The organism is Leptolyngbya subtilissima AS-A7 (genome assembly GCF_039962255.1).
GTDB lineage: Bacteria > Cyanobacteriota > Cyanobacteriia > Phormidesmidales > Phormidesmidaceae > Nodosilinea.
In genome coordinates this window covers 1-21,781 of the sequence record NZ_JAMPKY010000014.1, presented here as the reverse complement: position 1 = coordinate 21,781, position 21,781 = coordinate 1, and the positions used below count along the sequence as shown (strand labels likewise).

The following is a 21,781-nucleotide window of genomic DNA, read 5'->3' as shown; positions in this document are numbered from 1 at the left end:
GGGAACGCCCCGTGGAACGCCCATTAGTACTATCCCTTATCGCCCAGGCTGCCGAGGAACAGTGGGAAGAACTGGCTCTGGCTGGAATGGGGCTATCGACGTTACCGGAGTCGATTGGGCAGTTAACCAAACTTACCTCCCTCAACTTAGGCTATAACCAACTCACAGCGTTACCGGAGTCGATTGGGCAGTTAACCAAACTTACCTCCCTCAACCTCAGCCATAACCAACTCATAGCGTTACCGGAGTCGATTGGGCAGTTAACCAGCCTCTCCTCCCTCAACCTCCACTCTAAGCAACTCACAGCGTTACCAGAGTCGATTGGGCAGTTGACCAGCCTCACCTCTCTCACCCTCCACTCTAACCAACTCACGGTGCTACCGGAGTCGATTGGGCAGTTAACCAGTCTCACCTCTCTCACCCTCCACTCTAACCAACTCACGGCGCTACCGGAGTCGATCGGGCAGTTAACCAACCTCACCTCCCTCAACCTCCGCTCTAACCAGCTTATGGCGTTACTGGAGTCGATCGGGCAGTTAACCAATCTCACTTCCCTCAACCTCAGCTCTAACCAACTCACGGCGTTACCGGAGCCGATTGGGCAGTTAACTAATCTCACCTCCCTCAACCTCCGCTTTAACCAACTCACAGCGTTACCAGAGTGGATCGACCAGTTAACCAGCCTTACCTTCCTCGACCTCAGCTCTAACCAACTCACGGCGTTACCGGAGTCGATCGGGCAGTTAACCAACCTCACCTCCCTCAGCCTCCGCTCTAACCAACTCACGGCGTTACCGGAGGAGATCGGCCAGTTAATCGACCTCACCTCCCTCGACCTTCGTTTTAACCAACTCACGGTGTTACCAGAGGAGATCGGGCATTTAACAAATTTAAAGTCTTTAAATCTAGGGGGCAATACTCTAACTCAGCTGCCTCCCGAAATTGTAATCAAAGGTGGGCTTATAGTCCGTGATTACTATCTGCAACGTTTAGAAGAGAGCACTGATTATATTTACGAAGCCAAGCTCCTTATTATTGGTGAAGGCGGAGTGGGAAAAACTAGCCTTGCTAATAAACTTATTGACTCCAACTATAAGCTCAAACTTGAAGGCAGTCCCACTCCCGAGAAATCGACTGAAGGTATTGATGTTCTCCGTTTTGACTTTCCTCACACCAGTGGTAACTCTTTCCGCATCAACATCTGGGACTTTGGAGGGCAAGAAATTTATCATACTACCCACCAATTCTTTCTCACCAAGCGATCTCTGTATCTCCTTGTCGCCGATACCCGACAAGACAACACTGACTTTAACTATTGGCTCGAAGTCGTCGAACTCCTCAGTGAAGCTAGTCCCATACTAATTGTTAAAAACGAAAAACAAGACCGCCTCTGTCAAATCAACGAAAATCAACTGCGCGGACGCTTTCCTAAACTCGAAAAAATCCTCCCCACTAACCTTGCCAACCCCAACAATCGCGGACTTGCCGAAATCCTCAATGCTGTCAAACACCACATTGGTCAGCTCCCCCATATTGGGCAACCCCTGCCTAAAACCTGGGTGCGAGTTCGCGAAGAACTTGAAGCAGACCCTCGAGATTACATGACCCAATCCGAATTCCTATCGCTCTGCGATATCAACGGCTTCAAACGCCGTGAAGACAAACTCCAACTCAGTGGATATCTTCATGACCTCGGTGTTTGTCTCCACTTCCAAGACGACCCCATTCTCAAAAACTGGATCATCCTCAAACCCGAATGGGGCACCACCGCTGTTTACAAAGTTCTCGACACCCCAAGAGTCCAACAAACCCTTGGACATTTCAGCCACGACGACCTAGCAGAAATCTGGGCAGACGATCAATATACAGATATGCGCGATGAACTATTGCAGCTGATGATGCGGTTTAAACTCTGCTACGAAATCCCGCATCGCCCCCGCACTTACATCGCCCCCCAGCTTCTATCTCTTAACCAACCCGAATACGTTTGGAATGAAAACGACAATCTAATCCTGCGTTACCATTATGACTTCATGCCCAAGGGAATGCTCATTCGCTTTGTCGTCGAAATGCACAGGTTAATTGAACGCGACCTCGTTTGGAAAGATGGCGTCATTCTTGCCGATGAAAATGCCCGTGCTGAAGTTATTGAAGCCTATTATAAAAACGAAATTTGTATTCGTGTGTCCGGTTTTCCCAAGAAAGAACTACTTACCCGCATTCGCCACGAATTTAATAAAATCCACGATTCTTACGAAAGACTTCGCTATCAAGAATTAATCCCCTGCAATTGCCAAGCTTGCAAAGGTTCTCAAAATCCCCATGCGTATGTACTTCAAAAATTACAAGAAAGAATTCAAAATAAAACCTACGAAATTGAATGTGACAAACCTCCTTATCTCAAAGTCGATGTCTTTAGTTTGATCGATGATGCGATCGGTAAATTTCTTGAATCTGAGTTGTTCCCTAAGAAATTGTCAGGAAAAAAGCGGAAGCGCAATCGCCCTTCACAAGATCATTCAACAGTTAATATTGCACTAACGGTTCCCATTAATAACAAAAATCAACAGGAGCAAGCTATGAGTAACGATAAAATCTGGCAGGGCGATCGCATCGATGGCGACAAAGTCGTGGGTGACAAAGTTGCAGGCAACAAAATGCAGATTCACACCGTTGAAGGTGATGCGATCGCAGGCAACAAAATCGTCAACACGCAAAACCTTGCCCAAGCCGCCCAAGATATCAAAGCCCTAATTAATCAACTTTCCGCCGATTACGACACCACCACCCCATCCGGCAAGCGCAAACTCTCCGATAGAGTCCTTGAAGCCCTCGAAGGCAACACCACTATTCAAAGTCGCGCCCTCAACGCCCTCAAACAAGCAGGCAAAACCGCCTTTGAAGAAGCAATCGATCATCCCGTTGCCAAAGTCTTAGTCGCAGGTCTAGAAGGCTACCTAGAATAAATAGGACGTCGCAATCGTGCCACGCACCCGATCCTCGCAGGTGGGACACAACTCAGCCTGTGGGTATCAACAGCTTGAGCCAGTATCGTTTTGGGCGATCAGCGCGTTCAGAGAAAAGGCCAATAGGCCCTTAACAGGCTTAAACCGTCACGACCTGGCGAGACTTCCATGCCTCATAACCTGCCACATCACCCCCAAAGGAATCGGGAGAGACGATCGCCGGAGCCCGTTTCTACCCAAGGATTCTCATTCTCTAGCAGCGGCCCATAAGCACAGTAGACAATGACCACGTCATCCATAGCCTCTTGGCCGGTGTTGCCTACATACTTATCAACTCTGCTCACGCGCCAGGCCGCGAGTCGTTGATGGGTCACCCCGCCACGCTAGTCCTCGTAATCAAAAAAGGCAACTACTTCAATCGTTAGGACAAGCAGGGTAAGTAGTTCATGCGTATTGTATGTCATTTGAGCAGAAAGCGACACTCATTCTGTCACTCGTCTAATTTGGGCTTTGAAGAAAGCCGACAAGCAGTGTGGCACTTTTTCGGAAGACGACAGTCTATGTGTCACGCATCCACAGACCATGAAGAGAGCTAAAATACCTAGGGCAGCACTTGAAACGCAGGAAAATAAAGGGTTTTAGGCTGACGACACCAATTTGACCCGATGACAAATAACGTGTCACTGTACATTTAGGGTTCAACAGAACAAACTTGACACTCAGCTGGACATTTTTCAGCTGGTACAGAGCTTCTTCGCCCATAGACCTGCAAGCGATCTATGGGTAAGCATACCTGAACTATAGATCAGGTAGATCACTTAAGTGATCTACCTGATTCTCTCTCTCTGTATGGTGTAAGCGGTCATAGTGATCTATCGATCACTTAGAACCTGGTGTTTTTATTTTTGGCTTTTTGCCCATTGAGAATGGGCAGGTTGGAATGAAGCAGTAAAAACCTGCTCAACAAATACCAACGACACCCCTGTAGGCCCCACATATTCAAAGGTTAGAGGTGTTGAGTAGTACTCAACATCCAAGTAGATTGGTTTATACTGTCTCCCCTGCTGGAGTTTGGCTTGTTTGCAGCGTTGCTGGCTGCTAGTCAAACCGCAATGCTCTAAAGGGCTGAGGGAAACGTTTCGGGAATCTCCCCTGTTTCAGGCGGAGCCAGATCGAGGGGCTGCACGGCTTGGGTCTCGTCGATGTAAATGATAGCATCAAACTGAGCGGGCAGATGGGCATAGAAGTAGTGGCTGCTGCGCTCGGTTTCAGGTCGATAAATCACACCAATGGCCCGCTCTAGCCGGTTCTGGTTCAGTTCGGTAACGGCCTGGTTTTGATCCCGCAAGTTCAGCAGAAACCGGGGCAAGCCGGTGTCGTGAAACAGAGCCTCATAACTGTCTGGAAGGGCTGGGTTAACCGGCTTAAATTGAGGTAGGTCGCCCCAGTTGGAGGCTGCCGTCACGGTGCCCGTGTAGGTCGTGAAACCAACTAGAACCGCTTCATTGCCGTAGCGTTCGCGCACCAGCTGGCCAACATTCCCCGACTCGTCCCAGATCGGTAGCGCGGGCATCGCCTAAGTGGGAGTTGTGTTCCCAAACTACGATCTTGCTTGGATTGCCTTGGCGCTCCAAATGAGCCATCAATTGCTCTAGGGTTTCTGCCATATGGCGATCGCGCACGTTCCATGAGTTAATTCGACCCTGAAACATTGAGCGATAATACTCCTCAGCGTTTTTCACCAGCCGCGCGTTTTGCTCGGCATAGAAGAACTCATCTGCCGCCATTTGACTGTCGCTTTGGAGATATTTTGCCGTTTGCTGCTGCAAGTCTCGCAGCTGATTCACGGTTTCATCGCGGCAGGATGCTTCTAAGTCGAAGCTGGCCGCAAAACCGTATTCCTGAGAATCTTGCTCAAACTGCTCGAAGCAGGCATAGCGATCGCGAGCCCGTTGGGCCGCCTCTGGATCAACCTGTTCCAAATACTTGAGCACCTCGCCCATAGAGGCATACAGACTATAAAGATCGAGCCCGTAGAAGCCAACCTTGGGCCTGTCGGCCGCCAAAGCCTCGTTGTACTGCCGTAACCAGCCCACAAAATGCACGACATCGGTATTGCGCCACATCCAGGTTGGAAACTTTTGAAAGCCCCGCAGGGCTTCTTCAGGCGTTGAATCTTCCCCAATGCCGCGAATAAAGCGATTCGCCCGGTAGCCATCGGGGAAATCTGCCTCTACGGCCACCGCTGTAAAGCCTTTTTCCTGAATTAACCGCTGGGTGATTTCTGCCCGTTGGGCATAAAACTCGTGGGTGCCGTGGGTGGCTTCGCCCAGCAGCACCAGACGAGCATCCCCTACCCAATTCATCAACGGATCGTAATCTGAAGCATTTCCCCTCAGGGGGTGGGCGACCTGCCGCACAGTATCGGCAAGGGTTGTGCTTGTATCGTTAGGCATGGTTCTTCACCTCTTTATCAGATCTCTGCCAGCCGTTTCCTCTGCGTCAGTTTGGTGCGCGCCCGCTCCAGTTCGGCATCATCCCGCGCAAATCGCCAGCCGAGCACAGGCCTTAACTAGCTGACGTGCCATGCCAGCCCTAATCCGCGTGGGACCCAGCCATCAAAATGGTTTTGCCTGCAGGTCATACCCCTGCTCACGCGACCAGCGACCGAGCCAGGATAGTGATCTTTTTCCCCCTTCCAGTGTGGCTTTCACTGTAGAGGGTACTGGCCGGTGCAATGCTCCGTCACAAGTTGAAATTGCCCCTAATCAATAGGCCAGTTTTTAGAGACAGGCTCTGCCACTAAAGTCGTCTGGGGAGGCTTAAGATTAATCCCTCTTCGGTTACTTCGCCGAGATATAAATCAGGTCAAGAAGTTGAAGTTGAACGACAGGCTCAGAGCATGATTGAGCAACGGAAACCAGTCGCCACTGTGGGCCGGTTGCCCTCCGGCTGCATTGCATAGCGTCAGACCCTGGCGATCGCTCCAGCCTTACCTATAGCGGCTCACCACTGGGCAGCCTTTCATTTTCGCTTCAGTGAAATTGGGAGTCGCTAGGGGAGTTTCGCTGCCGCTGGTGCTAGCCACAGCACCAGCGACAGCGAAGCTGGCTGACTAGGCACCAGTTTTTTGGAGCTGGAGCGGCAATGTGTTTAAGTTTTCGGTGAAAGCTACACCTAAATGATTCTCAGAGGTGGTTGACTGCTCGGCAATTCCCAGTGCTTGCCGGTTGGTTTCAGCGCAAACTTTCTCATAAAGACGACCCAGCTTATCTGCTTTCATCTGCCGAAATTCTTCAGTGGATTCGCGGTCGGGCCATAACATGTCACACGCACTCAGGAGGCTGCGAAGAGCCTCTTGAGTACTCGCCGAATTGAGGGAGCTAGGCTGAGCAAAGATGCTCATGGCCTTGGTTAGCAAAAGCGTGGGTGTCGCTCCTTCTGGCAAGAGTAGAGCAGCGGCTGGGCTGCAGATTAGACCAAGTTGCTCCGACATAATTGAAACATCGACGATCTTCTCCTTGACGGAGAGGTCGTCGCACCCCTGCAATTCATGCTGAATGATCGCAGCCGTTAGCTCAGCTGCCTCGCAAAGGGCGATCGCGACCACTGCCTCTGCACCCCAAAGTTGGAGTGCCTCATCGTAGATTTTTGCCGTTTCCATGACCCTGCCTTTAAATGATGATTGCTGCATGGCTGCCGCCTTAGTGCCCGCCTGGGAACTCTCCCTGGGGGCATGGGGCATTTGCACCGGGGTCAACCGTAGCCTAAATACTTAAGCCATCGAGCAATCCTCTAAGCTCTCTCAGTGCAGCGTTAAACTGCTGCTGGCGCTCGATAGCGCTCGCGATCGCTGGCCATGCTTATTAGCATTCTGTGCCACGATGCGCTTGCCGCCTTCTGTCTTGGGGCCGGTCAATTGCTCCCACAGCCTCAACCTTAAGGCAATTTCCCCTGTAGCTGTCGCTGATCTGGCGTCCACCGTCTCCACAATTTGGACACCTCATTACCGCATAGTGATCGCCGGTGCTGAGCTTATGGTACTCAGCATGTGGGTGCGATAGCAGGGGCAGGGCGAAAAGTGGCCTAGACTAGTTGTCCGCGCCGTAAAGCAGCATCACAGTCTCTCTTGGCAGATCTTTCGTGAGTACAGGCATGGGGTAAGCCAGATCGGCTGATTGCGTGCGCAGACAACTACTCAACCCACCCTGCCCAGCGCCTTCTTTAGTACAGGTGCTTGATTGCCAGCGCAGTCAGCACCACTAGTAAGACTTCCTGTGAAATCCGCCGTTCGGTCATGGTTCCTCAATAACTACAAGTGTTATCTCGTAGAGGAGAAATCAACCTGACGCAGTACCAGAGCGGTGGCAAACGGTGAACAACGAATTTTGTATTTTGCTAGAAGCCTATACCCAAGCCTCGAACGACGGGGACACGGGGACTGCTGAAGCGTTGATGAGAGAACTAGATGGTCTAGCTGTATCATCCCAACTTGAGAACGCTTTTTGGAGCACTGTCCAAAAGCTCCAAGGTAAATCGTCGTGAGCTGAGAGCAGCAGAATCACAAGTCAACACTCTACCTAGGGTTAGCTTTGGATAGACCACCATTGCTATGCCCCTCATCGGGGCGATCGCGCAGGAGCCCATAGTACGCCAAGGTTTGGGCAAAAAACGCGCAAACCCTCAGCAACACCGCCCTTAGAGCAATGGGATAGTTCAGGTTAGACCACACTGGTAAGGTATCAAATAGACGCCGACATTCAGACCCTAGAGCAAATTCTCAACCGCATCCTGCATACTGAACCCGCCGACAAAACCCAGGCCGCATTGATAGATAAAGCCTATGGGGGCATCCAAAGCGCGATCGCTGTCCTGAAGCAGCTTGAGGCACAATAGCCTTAGCAAAATTTCACCTCAGCCCCTAGCCTTATTGCTAGGGGTTCTTTGCATCTCTTCTTAATAGACCAGTGCCTCCAGCGGTGAAAATAAGGGAGTCTTCATAGCAAGTGAAAATGGGTTTGAGATGTTTAGCCATCGAACATTAATTTCAAATGTACATTTAGAGCCAAATTAATCCGACTTTAGATTGATAAAAAATTAGAGCACTAGAGCAAGTATAAAAATAAGAATTTAGTGGTATTAAAAGTGGAAAACAAAAATTTAGATAACGATAGCCAAAAACCTTTGGGGCTCGAAAGTGTCATGCAGCCACCAACCACAAGCCAGACTCGTCAACCCCTGGGTGACGAGACCCTAAACAAGATGCAGCAGGAGGACTCATCTCAAACTTCGGCAGATTCCGGAGTAGAAAACATTGATGAAATTGTGCAGGAAGATCAAGACAAGCTGGATGTGGGAAGAGGTCAGTTTGACCTGCTGGTTAATCGCTCTCCAGACTGAGCTTTGTCTCTTAGAAAGCACGCTGTATCCTGAGTGGCACTGAATTAAGGCTAGTGGACCATGAAGAGCTAAGGAGCTAATTGAAGCCCCTTAGCTCAGAAGCCTTGGCTAAGGTATAAGGCATGTTTAACGAGTGAGAGGTTCAGCCTGCGGGTTTTTAGCATTCGCTTGCTGTTTTTCGAGCTGGCGTTGCTGCCGTTCACGATCTGCATCAGTTTCTGGAACTAGCTTTTCTAGCGCCCGTGCAATGATTGGCAAAAAACCGATGACAGCAGCAGCGCCAATGATATTAAATAGCATTTGAGCATTCGCAATCTGCCGTCCAACGTCATCACCAGAAATTGTTTGAGCTAATTGAGCTAGTTGTGGCGCTAAAAGAATTCCCACAGCGGCACTACTGAGGTTAAATAAGAGGTGAAATAGACCCGTTCGCAACGCAGCACTTCCCCGTCCAATCGTAGCAATCAGAGTATCAGCACAGGTTCCAACTTCTGCACCCAGCATAATTGCAATTCCAGCAGGCAAAGCAATTAAACCGGAGCCTGCTAATGTCACTACGATCGCGACTGTGGCTGAAGAAGATTGAATAATCACCGTAAAGATAGCCCCCACCAAAGCCCCTAGAATGGGATTACGACCCAGCCTTTCCATCCAGTTTAAGAACGGTTCGTAATCTCGAAACGGCTCCATGGCTGAGTTGATCGCTTCAAGCCCGTAAAACATCAATCCAAACCCGAGCAAAACGATACCAATAGATTTAATACGGACCGTTCTGCCTAAGAAGAACACCAGCAGACCGCTAAACATTAAAATAGGAACATACAATTCGATATTGAGAGAAATAATTTGTGCTCCGACTGCTGTACCAATATTGGAACCCAGTACAACCCCAAGGGATTGTACAAAGGTAAGAATGCTAGCACTTACCATCGCAATCACCAGAATAATTGTGACGGATGATGATTCCAAGAATGTTGTGGCGACGACTCCAGTTGCAACCCCTGCAAAGCGATTCGTAGTGAATTTGCTGAGGAGGCGTTTCATCCGTTCTTCTCCCATGTCTTCTAATCCCTCAGCTAATCGCGTAACACCATAAATAAACAACACTAAACCTGCGAGCGCACCCATTATCATTTTGAAGAAGCCGATCGAATTTTCCCCTTGTTTTTCCTGGCTCAAAGGAAGCTCAGGTTGTTGAGGAGCACTAGATTCAGACTCGTTATCTCCAGGTTGAGTCGTCTGAGCACTGACGCTAGATGCAATAGCAGGCAAATTCAAAAATGAAAACTGAGTAGGAAACTCAGGTGGAAAAACGAGTAATGTTAAAACTAAAAGTACAAGACTCAAATAGCTGAATAGTTTGCGGCTTAGTTGCTTTAAGATAAACATGTTTGTCTCTCAATTATTTTGATTGTGATAAATGAGCGCAAAACTGATTCAAACATCGCGATTCAAGCATGCTTAGAGTATCTTAATGGTTTTGCTCGCCTCTCTTCCAAAAGGCGTAGATTAATTGTTTTTTCTCAGACGAACTTACATTTTTAATTACATTTAACAGCGTTAATTTCCTCTAAAGCTAAACTTAACCATCGATTCATTTTGTTTAAGGTAAGCAGAAGAAAAACTAAGTTAGTTTCTGAGGTCAAAAGCCAGATTTATTTATTAGTGATAGCCCATTAAACTTCAATCGCATCGCATCGATTAAGTAGTACTCAATAGCGTTCGCTGCCTTAGGCTGTTGCAACACAACTGACCTTCTGCAACATCTGCGTCAGAGCAAGATAATGCACCCGGTGAACGGGGGCAGCCCAGTCTTGCAAGACTCATTTTGAGAAGTAATTGTTTAAATACGCGCACTGCTGTCGCAGCACCCGCTGCACGTTGTCTTCGTCCCACTGAGTTCCCAAAATCTTCACCCGCCGCCTAATTTGCGTGACCCTTGACTCAATTTCGCCAAGGCCAATGGAGCTGCCCTCGGCTTGGTGGTTAGGCGTAACCGCAGGCAGCGACGCGGCGCTTGAAACCGCAGACGTTGTGCTGATGGCCGATCGCTTGGAGCACCTAGAGCACGCGATTCGGCTAGGCCGTCGGGCCCAGAACGTGGTCAAGCAAAACATAGTGTTTGCCCTTGGGTTTGTCGTACTTCTGCTGATTTCGAATTTTGCAGGCAATCTGACGCTGCCCTTGGGCGTGCTGGGGCACGAAGGCTCGACGCTGAGCAGGCTGCGGCTACTGAGAAATTAGGGTGCTGTGGTTTTGTGTGGCCGCCAAATCGAGGATTCGATCGCACAGCCGCCTCATCAGAGGCCAATCGTGACTGACTACCAAAACCCCGATCTGATGGGAATGGGTGTAGGCCAAAACGGCCTGCCAGATCAGCGCCTGGGTGTTGGCATCGAGCATGGCCGTCATTTCGTCGGCGATCAGGTAGCGAGTTTGAGGGTTGAGGGTGCGGGCGATCGCAATTCGCTGCAGCTCACCGCCGCTCAGCTCATGGGGGTAGCGGCTGAGCCAGCCAGGGTGAATGCCTAGGGCATCGAGCTGATGCATCTGGGGGGGATGGCCTTCGCGCAAAATTTGGTCAATGCGCCAGCGCGGGTTGACCGCCAGCTCCGGATTTTGAAAAACGAGCTGCACTGGGCAGTACCGCCGGGCGGGAAGCGGCTGTTCGTCTAAGCTCACCCTGCCGCGGGTGGGCATCAAATAGCCCGCCAGCAGCTTGGCCAGAGTTGTTTTACCAAAACCAGAAGGGGCCATTAGTCCGACCACTTCACCCGGTTTCACGGCCAGAGACTGAGCCTGCACCACCCAGGGCAGCTGGGGCGCATAGCGAAACCAAAGGTCTTCACCGGTCAGCATGAATGCACCTCACTAAACCACTTCGTACCATCCGCAGCACTGGTCGCTCTGGCAGACAGGCCTCTGTCATCCAGGGGCAGCGATCGCTAAACAGGCAGCCTACCGGCAGCGCCTCAGGGCTGGGCTGGTTACCCTGCACCGGCGTGAAATCGTTTTGGGGCAGCGATCGCCAGAGCGCCTGGGTGTAGGGGTGGCGCAAGTTCCCGGTGGCAAAGTCCTGAGCCGAAGCAATCTCTGCCGTCGTGCCGGCGTAAAACACCGCTACCCGATCGGCTATCAGCAGCGCCGCTTCGATGTCATGGGTAATCAAAATCACCCCGCGCCCTTCCTGAGACAGCTCCCGCAGGTGGTTTAGCGTTTCGATCACCACATCCGGGTGCAGGCCAGGCGTGGGTTCGTCGGCGATGACCAGATCGGCCTGACTGACCACCGCCGTAGACACCAGCACCCGCCGTGCCATGCCCCCTGAGACCTGAAACGGGTAGCAGCGACCTGTCTGGGGCGGCAGGTCGTAGCGCTGAAAGGTTTGCTTCACCGCCGTTCGAGCCGCTGATTTGGCCAGCCCGTTGAGCTGAGCTACCCGCTGCACCTGCTTCCCCACCTGCATGAGCGGATCGAGATAGCCCACTGACTGAGGAATCAGAGCAATGGCCTTGCCGCGCAGTTGCTGACACCGTTGGGGCGTCAGCGGCTGACCCTGAAACAGCATCGTGCCACCGACGGTCGCGTTCTCCGGCAAAATGCCCAAAATGGCGTGGGCCAGCAGGCTCTTACCCGACCCGCTAGCGCCCACCACCGCCACCACTTCTCCGGCTTTGACCTCTAAATCTAGGTCAGTGATCACTGTTAGCTGCTTGCGGCGCAGCCCCTGCTCGTACTGAGTAAACGTAACGCTGAGATTTGAAACTGACAGCATAGCTACCCCTGACTCGTCTTCGGATCAAGCAACGCCCGCAAATTTTCGCCCAGCCAGTCAAAGGCTTTGACCGACAGCAGCAGCAGCAAACCGGGCATCACCCCCAACCACCAGTAGCCGGTAGATAGGTGGCGCATCGACTCCGCCAAAATGATGCCAATGGCGGGCAGGTGGGGCGAAATGCCAATGCCGATAAACGACAGCGCTGCCTCGTGCAAAATGGCATGGGGAAACAGCAGAATCAGCCCCACCAGCAGCTGAGGAATGACGTGGGGCACCATGTGGTGGCGGGCAATCCAGGCGGGAGAGCGACCCAGCCGGTGAGAGAGCTGCACGTAGTCGGAGCTGTTGACCTGCAACACCTCTGCCCGAATGACGCGGGCCAGACTAGGCCAGTGGGTCAGCGCTACGGCAATGATTACGCCCCGCGTTCCGCCCCCGACCGCAAAGGCAACTAAAATCAGCAGCACCAGGTGGGGCAGGCTAAAGCACACGTCGATAATCCAGCAGATGACGGCATCAACCCAGCCGCCCAACGTGCCTGCCGCCAACCCCAGCAAAGTAGCGATCAGCGCACTGGAGGTGGCGGCCAGCAGACCCACCCGCAGACTAAGGGACATGCCGTGGAGCGATCGCGTCAGCATGTCTCGCCCCAGCCAGTCGGTGCCAAAGGGATGGGCTAAGGAGGGAGGCTGGTTGCGCTGGGTCAATACCGGGCTAAGTCCAGCATCGCCAATCACCCAGGTGCTGAAGATGATGGCCGCTAAAAAGAAGGCACACAGCCCAATGGTCCAAAGAGTTCGTTGCCGCCGATTGCTCCGCTGTTTGGCAGCGCGGATCTGAGGAGGTGCAAGGGTGGTCATGCGGTCCTCCTGCCGCCAATGCGGATACGTGGGTCAATCACCTGGTAAGACAAATCGGCCAGGGTATTTCCGGCGTAGACAAACAGGGCACTGAAGAAAACGATGCCCACCAGCAGCGGCACATCGCTGCGCAGAGCCGCCTGCACGGTCGCCTGCCCCAGCCCCGGATAGGCAAACACCTGCTCCACCAGCACCGAGCCACCAAACAGCTCACTGAGAGAAGCAAATTGCAGGGTTAATGCGGGCAGCAGGATGTTCCTCAGTCCGTGGTGCTGCAAGATGCCCCAAAGGCTTTCGCCCTGAGCGCGGGCAAACAGCACATAGTCGCTGTGCAGCACATCGATCAGCTTCTGGCGGGTGTGCAGGGCAATGTTGGCAATGCCGATGATGCTCAGGGCGAGGGCGGGCAGCAGTAGGTGGTGCAGATGCTGCCAGAAAGTAACGTTTTGGGCCAGCACACCGGGCGGAGCGGCACAGCAAATTGGGGTAAGCCGCAGCGACACCGAAAAGAAAATCAGCAGCAGCAGCGCCACCCAAAATGTTGGCGATGAGGCCAGGGTGTAGGCATAGAGGCGAATGCCCCGGTCAATCCAGGTGCCCTCAAAGGCTCCGGCTAGCACACCCAGCACTAGCCCCAGCAGACCAGAAACGAGCCATGCGATCGCAAGCAGCTGTAGCGACACCTGAAACCGCTGGCCGATCACCTGCAAAACCGGTTGGTTAAACACCATTGAGGTGCCCCAGTTGCCCTGAATGATCTGCCCAAACCAGTCCCAAAAGCGCACAATCATTGGCTGATCCAGGCCCCAGCGCTGGGCGATCAGCTCTCGCTGAGTGGCACTGACCTGCAGCATGTCGGCCCCAACATAGGCTTGCACCGGATCAATCGGTGACAGACTCATCAGCCCAAAGGTCAGCACTGCTACGGCGACCAGCAGCAGCGCCAGCCGCACCAGCTTGTAGCTGAAAAACAGCAGAATTGGTTTTAATTGCATGTCCAGGTCCAGCTAGCGATGTTGGCGGTGATCGGCCAGCCGTGGCCGTGGGGCTCAACCTGGGGTTGACCGATGTCTAGACACTCGTGGACAAAGTAGGTGTGGTCAAGGTTGACCAGCCAGGCCCAAGCGGCATCGCCCTTGGCCGTGAACCCTCGCTGGCCATCCCACTGGGCGGCTTTCCAGAATGCGATCGCTTCTGCCTCTGAAGGGGCACCCATCGCCAAATCTAGCGTTTGGTCGATGGCTTGGTTAGCGTAGTAGCCCGCGTTGTAAAAATCGCCCTGGGCCGCCTTGCTGTGATAGAGGTTGTACATCTCCGTCTGGTCGTGGCTACCCCAGCCAAACAGCACCGCGTTGCTGTGCGCTAGGGGGGTAATCTCATCCCAGCTCTTGCCCTCGACATTGACCTGAATGCCCACGGGCTTAAGCATCTCCGCGACCGACAACGCCAAGGCCTGACGGGTGCTGTCACTGGCCGGATAAAGTAGGGTGAACTCGGCCTTTAAGCCATCTTTTTCAACGACACCATCGCCATTGCTGTCGCTCCAGCCCCCGTCTGCTAGGATCTGACGGGCCAGCTCAGGGTCAGCATCGTCGATATTGGCGTTCGGTTCCTCCCAAGCCAGGCCGCTGACTGGGCCGTAGGCGGGCGATCCATAACCCTCCAGCACTCCATCTACCAGCGCCTGCCGATCGACGGCGTAGTTCACCGCCTGCCGAATTGCCCGATCTGAGGTGACGGCGTTACCCACCGGTTTACCGTCTGGCGTAGTCTTACTCCCCTCGTCAGGAAAGGGAAACATCAGCCCCCGGTTATCCACGCTGGCAACGTCATAGAGCTTCATGCCCTCAATGCTCTGCACCGCCAGCGACTGGGGCACGCTGACCACTTGGGCCTGTCCCGCCTGGGCGGCCGCAAAGGCCGCGTCTTCTTCAGTAAATAGAAAAACGAGTTGCCCAATCCCAGGAGCTTCGCCGTAATAGTTGAGGTTGGCTTCGACAATCAGCTGCTGCCCCTCGTCCCACTGGACGAGTTGATAGGGGCCAGAGCCAATGGGGTTGCGAGCATAGTCAGGACCATGGGCGTGCTCCGGCACAATGCCTACGGTGATCAGGCGGTTGACGAAGGTGCTTTGGGGCTGCTTCAGCCGCAGCTCTACCGTGTAGTCGTCAGTGGCGACAGCTTCTTCTAGTACCGTTACATCGGTCAGGCCGCCGCTCTCTGCTGCCTTGTTGAAGGTGTAGGCAACATCGGCTGCTGTCAGCGGCTCCCCATCAGAAAACTGAGCGTCTTGGCGAATCGTCACCGTCCAGGTTCTGCCGTCTTCGCTGACCGTATAGTTGGTCGCCAGATCATTGACGATTTCAAGGTTTTCATCGCGCTGCAGCAAGGTGCTCTGAAACAGGGGTGAACCGTAGCGGCCCCAGCCTAACGTGGGGTCATACCCTTCCTCACTCTCTCCTCCAATCGCCAGGACTATCTGCTCTGCAGAAGCATTGGAGGCTGGCGCAGTAGCACTTGGCTCAGTTGAATTTGAAGCACATCCAGTCAGAATTGGCCCCAGGAGGAGCACCCCTATAGACCAGGCGGGCAGTTTGAGACGTAATGCCATAGCTGCACCTATCAGTTAATTTGCAAAATGAGTTGCCCCCTTTATGGCTTAATCAAGCATCCTAAGCAGCAAGAGGGGTTTCACGACTTTTGAGGCTACCACCGCCTGCTCTAATCAACAATCCGGGGGTGAGGGATATAGAGCAGAAGAGAATTTAGGCTGGCAAGCTCATTTGAACAGTTCTAATCCAAGCATTGACTAAAACGACAGATTTGGCCAACGCACAGCTTTTCTGAGGACTCGTGAACTACTGGGCAAAAGCTAATAAGGTTTTTGGCGACGTTTCCGTCGCCCTATGCTCGCTGGTAAAACTAGAAGCAGTTCGAGCCAAATAGCTAAAAGACGTGGCGGAATGGTTGTCCCGCGCCACAAAGCAGCATCACAACCCCTCTTAGCAGCTCTTTCGTGAGTACAGGCATGGGGTTAAGCCAGATTGGCTAGCTGCACGCGCAGGCAACTACTCAACCCACAAGCCTTCAGCAAGTCAAGGCCATTGAGCACTCGGCTTGATCAAAAGTCACCTCAGCTACCTGTTAGCCGTGCCATTCTGCCTAGTTAAAGTCCATACTTCAGGAAATAGGTTAATTGTCGGCGTTAGGGCGCACTCGCAAGTGAGCGCGAAAAGATGACTTTTGCATCTCCTTGCCCATAGAAATCTGGGATCCGACCCCTCTCCGCATATCCCTGCTTGTCGTAGAACTTACGAGCTCTAGCCATAGGGGCTTGATCGCTTGTCTCAATAACTACAACGCGCACCCCTTGATCTCTTGCTTCTTTCTCTATGTGCAACAGAAGAACGTGTCCTGCACCGCTTCCATGATGCTCTGGAGCTACACCAATCCACCACACATTCAGTATATTTTCTGCATACGGGTCAGGTGCATAGTAGGACCAGCCTATGGCCTCACTGTCGTGTGACTTGCGACAGGCCACAGCCATGTGGCCTTCTGGGAGCCCTCCAGCCGCAAGCCCGTCTAAGATTCCACCGAGCAGCCCCTCTGCATCTTCGGGCGTAAAGAGACCTGTGCTGACCGCCAAACTGAGCAACTCTTCTCTCTCACTTTCACGAACGCCTGTAATGATCATTCTTGCCTCGTTGGTTGTTGTGCGCCTTAACGGTGAAGCTCAACGATGGTTAGTAATCTTTGGGACACAGCTAGGATCTTGATGCTGCCCGTTGCAGCGAAGGGTTAGGTGCGACAACCACTTCTATTTATCGGGGTTGACGAAGGTGGTTAGATCCAGATCCTTATTAGGCAACCTACACCCTTGTTTTGATCGCAGTCACTATTTCATTCGCTAACTCATCCAAAGAGTTGACCCCATTTAGAATCAAATCACAATTCTGCAAAACTCTTGTACTTACTTCAAAATACAGTTCTCGAGTGCCACCATTGAGATATTCTGTCAGATATTCTTTGAGATAGGCTGCTAGGATATCTTGCTTTCTTTCAGTGACACACTGTTCAATGTCTCGCAGCAATCGACGTGCCAAGGCAACTTCTAGCGGAAGGTTGATATATGCTACAAAATCAATTAGTTCGCTCATCTTGGCGCGTTCTCTACCAAACGGCTCTTCGATCACAATGAAGCTGGCTGATTGAATTATTTCTTGATTCTCGGGCAAAGAAATGGCCTTTCCATGCCGTAATGCTTGTAAGTCTTCGAGGAGCTGTAGAGTTTCCCACTGATTAAGATCAGCCCCTTCTCTAATCCACTGAGAGAAGTCTGAAGGATACTTTGATACACAGACATAGTCATCGAAATAGAAAGATACAGCGTCCTCTAACAAGCAGGTCACTTTCTGCACCAGAGAAGTTTTTCCTGCTCCAGAGGGCCCACTGATAGCAACTACAAAACTTGATGATCGTTTGTTAACTGTTCCTGCCATACTCTTGCATCTCAGTAACTCTGTCATACTCTTGCAATTTGGCAACCTAACGTGCGCAATCACCGGACGCAAATAGTTTTTGCTAGAACCCAGTGTACTTCAAAGTTCCAGTGCATTGGCAGCAATACATATCATTCCATTGATTGTTTCATTCCGAACCACTTGAAATCCTTCTTTTTGTAGCTGATCAAAAATCCAGTTTTTATTGATGCGTAACTTCGGATAAGAACTAACATTCAATATCCATTGTTCTCCAATCTTTCGATAAAGTAGGTCGTAGACTTCCACAAAGTCTTCATGATACTCAAGAAAACAGGTGAGAATTGTAGACTCATCACTTTGGACAGGGATAAAACGCTGTGTTCTGTCAGGCTCTGCAGAAGCGTAGTCACGGAAAGTCAAAATCAGTTTACCATCTTTAACCAATGCACATTTTATGTTCAAGAGTAAAGACTGGACTGAACTCAATGACTCCAAATGTGTCAGCGTGTCGCCCATGCAAACAATGACCTTCGCTTGCTCTTTGACATGCTTGGAGAAGTTAAGAATGTCGTCGTGAACCGTGCGGACAGGAAGATACTTGGCACGAGCACTCAATTCTGACAATAACGCTGCACAAAAATCCACAGCAACGACTGGGAATCCCAACTCTGCTAATGGAATGGATTGAAATCCCGATCCTGCTCCTAAATCGATGGCTAATCCCCGTGGTGTTGAATCAAGCCCAAGCTGACGGAAAAGGTCATGATTGCGTTTAAGTGCTGTTTCTGGAGCACCCGTCATCCAACTATAAACAGAGGCAATCTGCTGATCATAGTGATCTTTCGCTGTGTTCATTCTCCAGCTCGATAATCTGATAACACTTCAGGTATAACCTTTAAATCTTATTGCAGCTTGCAATTGCGTATCTTCTTCTGGTAATCAGGATGACAAACGTACGCTCGGCATGGCAAGATCTGCCAACATAAGCTCAAGTTGAGCAAGGCTGATTTCTTGTTGTTCGACAGCACCCAAACGTCGAAGGTTCAACGTTTGGCTCTTAGCTTCCTGCTCACCCACAATCGCAATCAACGGAACCCTGCGTTTGGAGAGGTCCCGAATTTTCTTGCTAATTGTTCGATCTTGATTGTGAAGTTCTACTCTAATCCCCAGTTGCTTGAGCCGAGAGAAAATCGTTTCTGCCCAGACAGATGCCTTGTTAGAAATAGAGGCGATCGCAATCTGTGTCGGGGCGGCCCAAACGGGGAGGACACCGCGATGGTGTTCTAACAAAATGCCGATCCACCGCTCTAGCGACCCTAAAATTGCCTGATGCAGCATGACAGGTCGTTCCAGTTCTCCCTGTTCATTCACAAACGCTAACTCAAACACCTGAGGAAGGTTAAAATCAACTTGAAACGTGCCACACTGCCACGATCGCCCCAACTGATCTTGCAAACTAATTTCGAGTTTTGGCCCGTAGAATGCTCCTTCCTTTGGAGCTAATTGGTAGCTGTGCCCTAGTGATTGAACGGCTTCGATTAACAACGACTCAGCGCGATCCCAGAGGTCATCAGAGCCAAGCCGTTGCTCAGGTCTCAGAGAAATTTGCAAGGAAAAGTGGTCATAGCCAAAGGCAGCGTAGACCTGCTGCACCATTTTGAGGAAATTGCCGATTTCATGCTGCACATCAGATTCTCGGCAGAAGATATGAGCATCATCCTGAACAAACTGTCGTAGTCGCATACAGCCCGACAAGGTTCCAGAGAGTTCATTGCGATGACACATGCCAAACTCCATCAATCGCATGGGATGCTCTCGATAGCTGCGCTTGTGGGACTGATAAATGGCGATGTGGGCAGGGCAAGACATGGGCTTGAGCGCATAGTCAGGGTTGAGGATGGATTGAGCTGAGTCATTGTCTGCCTCTGGCTCTCCACTGCCCACCACAAACATCCCCTTGCGAAATTTTTCCCAATGCCCTGAACGTTCCCAGAGTGATCGGCTCAGCGCAATGGGCGATCGCACTTCTTCAAAGTTATAGGCTTGATAAACTTGTCGCATCAAGTTTTCAATGCTGCGAAAAAGCTGAAACCCTTGGGAGTGCCAAAACACCATTCCCGGACTATGCTCCTCAAAATGAAACAAGTCCATATCTCTTGCAAGTTCACGGTGATCCGCCATTTTAGTTTCTCCTGATGTAAAAGTAATTTGGCAACAAAAAACCCTCCAATCTTGGCTCGGAGGGTTTAGAAAAAATTGCATATGCAATCTAATCGTCACGTCCCTCCTGGCGTGATGGTAGTGGTGGTATTAGTATTTATTGCAAGCAGCATCATCAGTAACATGAGCATTCCTTTCCATTCAAAAACATTGCCCCCCAGATTCTGTCTGGAGGGCAACTAAAGTAGTAAGACTGTATTTGTGTGCAGCGCCTTACGACCCTCCTAGATGGATAGTTGGGGTGGTAGTGGTAGTAAGGGCGATCGCTACTCTCATGGCGGGAGAAGTTCTGTTTTGATATATGTTCTCTAACTCAATTATCTAAAAAATGTCAAGTACTTAGGAAAACTGAACAACATATTTAGCAGGCTAACGAAGAAGTTGTGCGGCGGCAGAGCGCCTTGAATGCCCACTAATAAACTCTGTACCATCCGCACCAACGCATTGGGTACGCCCAGCACGGGCGTGAACTAATGGGGTGAAAGTCCCCTGTGGGAGGACCAGCTTTCCAAATGCTCGAAAGTCATAAGAGCCGAGAGATGGACAACCACTAGCTTAAGGCAAGGGCGTTTCCGCGAGCAAGGGTCTGTTGGCGCAGCCTGCCGAAAGCATAGGAAGCTAGCGGCAAAAGTGCGGGCCGACGGACAGAAACGTCATAGAAGGCCGAGTTCCCGGGGCGAGTTGGCACAACACAACGAAGCCTTTTGGTTCGGAGGATACGGTAAATGACGCGGCGGTGCATTGACAGTTCACGTTCTTACCTGGGAAGGTCTACCCCTTTGACAGTCATTGAGGCTAGGGGAGTCTAACTGAGGTCTGGCCGGAAACGGCCAGGGAGCCACAGAACCCTAAGGCATCAGGACGGCCTAGCGTTTGGCAACAGGCGTTGAAGGGGGCAGAATCCAGCCGAGGCCATAGTATGCAAATACGCAAGACCGAGACACCAAACAAAAGGCTCAGCATTTTTTGGATATTGGTTCAGGCTAGTTGCCCCGCGCCACAAAGCAGCATCACGATCTCTCGGCAGCTCTTTGTAACCGCTGAGCGGTGTGTCATAGACATCCCGCTCAGCGGTTGGCTGCCCCTACTCGAGAGGATGCTTCTGAGCGCCGCTCTCCTGCTTGAGACAATTAGGCAATGATCTGCAAGGTCTGTGTATTTATAACCCTTGCACCAAAACCTACTATGAACCCATGCCCGAAAGGCAATGAAAGGATAAGGCAATAAAGGAGATAGACCGATGACTCAAAAAACATGGTTCATTACCGGTGCGTCCCGTGGAATTGGGGCCGAAATCGCAAAAGCCGTTCTGGCCGCAGGCGATCAACTTATTGCAACCGCTCGCAAAACGTCTGATCTGGAGCAATTCGAGTCGAACCCCAATGCCTTGACGCTCAGCCTGGACATCACCGACGAGGCTCAAGTACAGGCGGCCGTGGTAGCCGGACTAGAACGCTTTGGGCAGATTGATGTCCTCGTCAACAATGCTGGATTCGGCATCCTGGGCGGCATTGAAGAAACCAGCGCCCAAGAGGTTGAGCGGGTCTATCGCACGAATGTCTTTGGGCTATTGAATATGACCCGTGCGGTACTACCCAGCATGCGTCAGCGCCGCTCTGGACATATCATCAACCTTTCGTCGATTGGGGGCTATCGCTCTACGCCGGGATGGGGCGTCTACTCCTCAACCAAGTTTGCCGTTGAAGGCATCACCGAAGCGCTGCACGATGAATTAGCGCCGCTGGGCATCCATGCCACGGTGGTCGAGCCGGGCTACTTCCGCACCAATTTCCTCGATGGCAGTTCGCTCCAGCGCACTGCTACCGAGATTCCCGATTACGCCGAGACGGTCGGTAAGGTTCGTCAAATCGCCTCCCAACTGAGCTACCAGCAACCGGGAGACCCGGTCAAGCTGGCCCAAGCCATGCTTCAGCTTGCCAATGCGGATGCGCCACCGCTACGGTTGCCGCTTGGCACCGACACCCTTCAAGCGATTGCTCAGAAAAACGCTTACGTCGAGCAAGAAACGGCGCAATGGCGTGCGCTAGCTGAATCGACTGATTATCGATAACA

16 protein-coding genes and 1 pseudogene are annotated in these 21,781 nt (G+C 51.7%); 4 read left to right on the top strand and 13 right to left on the bottom strand.

Going from position 1 to position 21,781, the window contains the following annotated elements; all coding sequences use genetic code 11:
* Nucleotides 1-11: 11 nt before the first annotated feature.
* Entirely contained in the window at nucleotides 12-2,966 is a 2,955-nt protein-coding gene (locus tag NC979_RS24400) for a COR domain-containing protein (RefSeq protein WP_190517859.1), read from the top strand.
* Between the two features lie 188 nt (nucleotides 2,967-3,154).
* Here the strand turns inward: NC979_RS24400 and NC979_RS24395 are convergent, their stop codons facing one another.
* The 3 genes and pseudogenes from NC979_RS24395 to NC979_RS24385 all read right to left on the bottom strand — a co-directional run bounded on the left by NC979_RS24395 (nucleotide 3,155) and on the right by NC979_RS24385 (nucleotide 6,630).
* Complete coding sequence (locus NC979_RS24395) at nucleotides 3,155-3,310, bottom strand: hypothetical protein (protein ID WP_190517857.1); 156 nt, start codon at nucleotides 3,308-3,310, stop codon at nucleotides 3,155-3,157.
* Between the two features lie 773 nt (nucleotides 3,311-4,083).
* Nucleotides 4,084-5,332: pseudogene (locus NC979_RS24390) on the bottom strand (erythromycin esterase family protein).
* 749 nt (nucleotides 5,333-6,081) lie between these two features.
* Nucleotides 6,082-6,630 (bottom strand): nucleoside triphosphate pyrophosphohydrolase family protein, encoded by a 549-nt coding sequence (locus tag NC979_RS24385; RefSeq protein WP_190517855.1) that lies wholly within the window; start codon nucleotides 6,628-6,630, stop codon nucleotides 6,082-6,084.
* A gap of 1,481 nt (nucleotides 6,631-8,111) precedes the next feature.
* Here NC979_RS24385 and NC979_RS24380 point away from each other — a divergent pair.
* Nucleotides 8,112-8,366 carry a hypothetical protein gene (locus NC979_RS24380; RefSeq protein ID WP_190517850.1) on the top strand — a complete coding sequence of 85 codons (255 nt, stop codon included), beginning with the start codon at nucleotides 8,112-8,114 and terminating at the stop codon, nucleotides 8,364-8,366.
* A 126-nt stretch (nucleotides 8,367-8,492) separates the two neighbouring features.
* Here the strand turns inward: NC979_RS24380 and NC979_RS24375 are convergent, their stop codons facing one another.
* Nucleotides 8,493-9,755: a Na/Pi cotransporter family protein gene (locus tag NC979_RS24375; RefSeq protein ID WP_190517848.1), complete on the bottom strand. Its 1,263-nt coding sequence runs from the start codon at nucleotides 9,753-9,755 to the stop codon at nucleotides 8,493-8,495.
* 543 nt (nucleotides 9,756-10,298) lie between these two features.
* On the opposite strand from NC979_RS24375, the gene NC979_RS24365 reads away from it, so the two are divergent.
* Nucleotides 10,299-10,610 carry a hypothetical protein gene (locus tag NC979_RS24365; protein ID WP_242023966.1) on the top strand — a complete coding sequence of 104 codons (312 nt, stop codon included), beginning with the start codon at nucleotides 10,299-10,301 and terminating at the stop codon, nucleotides 10,608-10,610.
* Here NC979_RS24365 and NC979_RS24360 read toward each other — a convergent pair.
* The 9 genes from NC979_RS24360 to thrS all read right to left on the bottom strand — a co-directional run bounded on the left by NC979_RS24360 (nucleotide 10,596) and on the right by thrS (nucleotide 19,669).
* Entirely contained in the window at nucleotides 10,596-11,225 is a 630-nt protein-coding gene (locus NC979_RS24360) for an ABC transporter ATP-binding protein (RefSeq protein WP_190517846.1), read from the bottom strand. The genes NC979_RS24365 and NC979_RS24360 overlap by 15 nt on opposite strands.
* On the bottom strand, nucleotides 11,212-12,141 hold the full coding sequence (locus NC979_RS24355; RefSeq protein WP_190517843.1) for an ABC transporter ATP-binding protein: 930 nt from the start codon (nucleotides 12,139-12,141) through the stop codon (nucleotides 11,212-11,214). Before NC979_RS24355 ends, NC979_RS24360 begins: the two co-directional genes overlap by 14 nt.
* Nucleotides 12,142-12,143: 2 nt before the next feature.
* Nucleotides 12,144-13,004 carry an ABC transporter permease gene (locus tag NC979_RS24350; protein ID WP_190517841.1) on the bottom strand — a complete coding sequence of 287 codons (861 nt, stop codon included), beginning with the start codon at nucleotides 13,002-13,004 and terminating at the stop codon, nucleotides 12,144-12,146.
* Entirely contained in the window at nucleotides 13,001-13,999 is a 999-nt protein-coding gene (locus NC979_RS24345; RefSeq protein WP_190517839.1) for an ABC transporter permease, read from the bottom strand. The genes NC979_RS24350 and NC979_RS24345 overlap by 4 nt, the downstream gene beginning before the upstream one ends.
* Nucleotides 13,990-15,615, bottom strand: coding sequence for an ABC transporter substrate-binding protein (locus NC979_RS24340; protein WP_190517836.1), 1,626 nt, complete (start codon nucleotides 15,613-15,615; stop codon nucleotides 13,990-13,992). The genes NC979_RS24345 and NC979_RS24340 overlap by 10 nt, the downstream gene beginning before the upstream one ends.
* Before the next feature lie 594 nt (nucleotides 15,616-16,209).
* A complete protein-coding gene (locus NC979_RS24335; RefSeq protein ID WP_190517834.1) occupies nucleotides 16,210-16,701 on the bottom strand; it encodes a GNAT family N-acetyltransferase in 492 nt (163 codons plus the stop codon).
* A gap of 175 nt (nucleotides 16,702-16,876) precedes the next feature.
* Nucleotides 16,877-17,506, bottom strand: coding sequence for a nucleoside/nucleotide kinase family protein (locus tag NC979_RS24330; protein ID WP_190517831.1), 630 nt, complete (start codon nucleotides 17,504-17,506; stop codon nucleotides 16,877-16,879).
* Between the two features lie 99 nt (nucleotides 17,507-17,605).
* Entirely contained in the window at nucleotides 17,606-18,343 is a 738-nt protein-coding gene (locus NC979_RS24325) for a class I SAM-dependent methyltransferase (RefSeq protein WP_190517828.1), read from the bottom strand.
* An 84-nt stretch (nucleotides 18,344-18,427) separates the two neighbouring features.
* The gene (thrS, locus tag NC979_RS24320) at nucleotides 18,428-19,669 is read right to left on the bottom strand and encodes a threonine--tRNA ligase (RefSeq protein WP_190517826.1); all 1,242 of its coding nucleotides are present in this window, start codon (nucleotides 19,667-19,669) and stop codon (nucleotides 18,428-18,430) included.
* Nucleotides 19,670-20,948: 1,279 nt separating this feature from the next.
* On the opposite strand from thrS, the gene NC979_RS24315 reads away from it, so the two are divergent.
* On the top strand, nucleotides 20,949-21,779 hold the full coding sequence (locus NC979_RS24315) for an oxidoreductase (protein WP_190517823.1): 831 nt from the start codon (nucleotides 20,949-20,951) through the stop codon (nucleotides 21,777-21,779).
* Nucleotides 21,780-21,781 lie beyond the last annotated feature (2 nt).

What these genes read in the sequence shown, in the direction of transcription:
- NC979_RS24385 (WP_190517855.1), bottom strand. Translation starts at nt 6,630, where the DNA reads ATGGAAACGGCAAAAATCTACGATGAGGCACTCCAACTTTGGGGTGCA.
- NC979_RS24375 (WP_190517848.1), bottom strand. Translation starts at nt 9,755, where the DNA reads ATGTTTATCTTAAAGCAACTAAGCCGCAAACTATTCAGCTATTTGAGT.
- NC979_RS24360 (WP_190517846.1), bottom strand. Translation starts at nt 11,225, where the DNA reads ATGCTGACCGGTGAAGACCTTTGGTTTCGCTATGCGCCCCAGCTGCCC.
- NC979_RS24355 (WP_190517843.1), bottom strand. Translation starts at nt 12,141, where the DNA reads ATGCTGTCAGTTTCAAATCTCAGCGTTACGTTTACTCAGTACGAGCAG.
- NC979_RS24350 (WP_190517841.1), bottom strand. Translation starts at nt 13,004, where the DNA reads ATGACCACCCTTGCACCTCCTCAGATCCGCGCTGCCAAACAGCGGAGC.
- NC979_RS24345 (WP_190517839.1), bottom strand. Translation starts at nt 13,999, where the DNA reads ATGCAATTAAAACCAATTCTGCTGTTTTTCAGCTACAAGCTGGTGCGG.
- NC979_RS24340 (WP_190517836.1), bottom strand. Translation starts at nt 15,615, where the DNA reads ATGGCATTACGTCTCAAACTGCCCGCCTGGTCTATAGGGGTGCTCCTC.
- NC979_RS24335 (WP_190517834.1), bottom strand. Translation starts at nt 16,701, where the DNA reads ATGATCATTACAGGCGTTCGTGAAAGTGAGAGAGAAGAGTTGCTCAGT.
- NC979_RS24330 (WP_190517831.1), bottom strand. Translation starts at nt 17,506, where the DNA reads ATGGCAGGAACAGTTAACAAACGATCATCAAGTTTTGTAGTTGCTATC.
- NC979_RS24325 (WP_190517828.1), bottom strand. Translation starts at nt 18,343, where the DNA reads ATGAACACAGCGAAAGATCACTATGATCAGCAGATTGCCTCTGTTTAT.
- thrS (WP_190517826.1), bottom strand. Translation starts at nt 19,669, where the DNA reads ATGGCGGATCACCGTGAACTTGCAAGAGATATGGACTTGTTTCATTTT.
- NC979_RS24315 (WP_190517823.1), top strand. Translation starts at nt 20,949, where the DNA reads ATGACTCAAAAAACATGGTTCATTACCGGTGCGTCCCGTGGAATTGGG.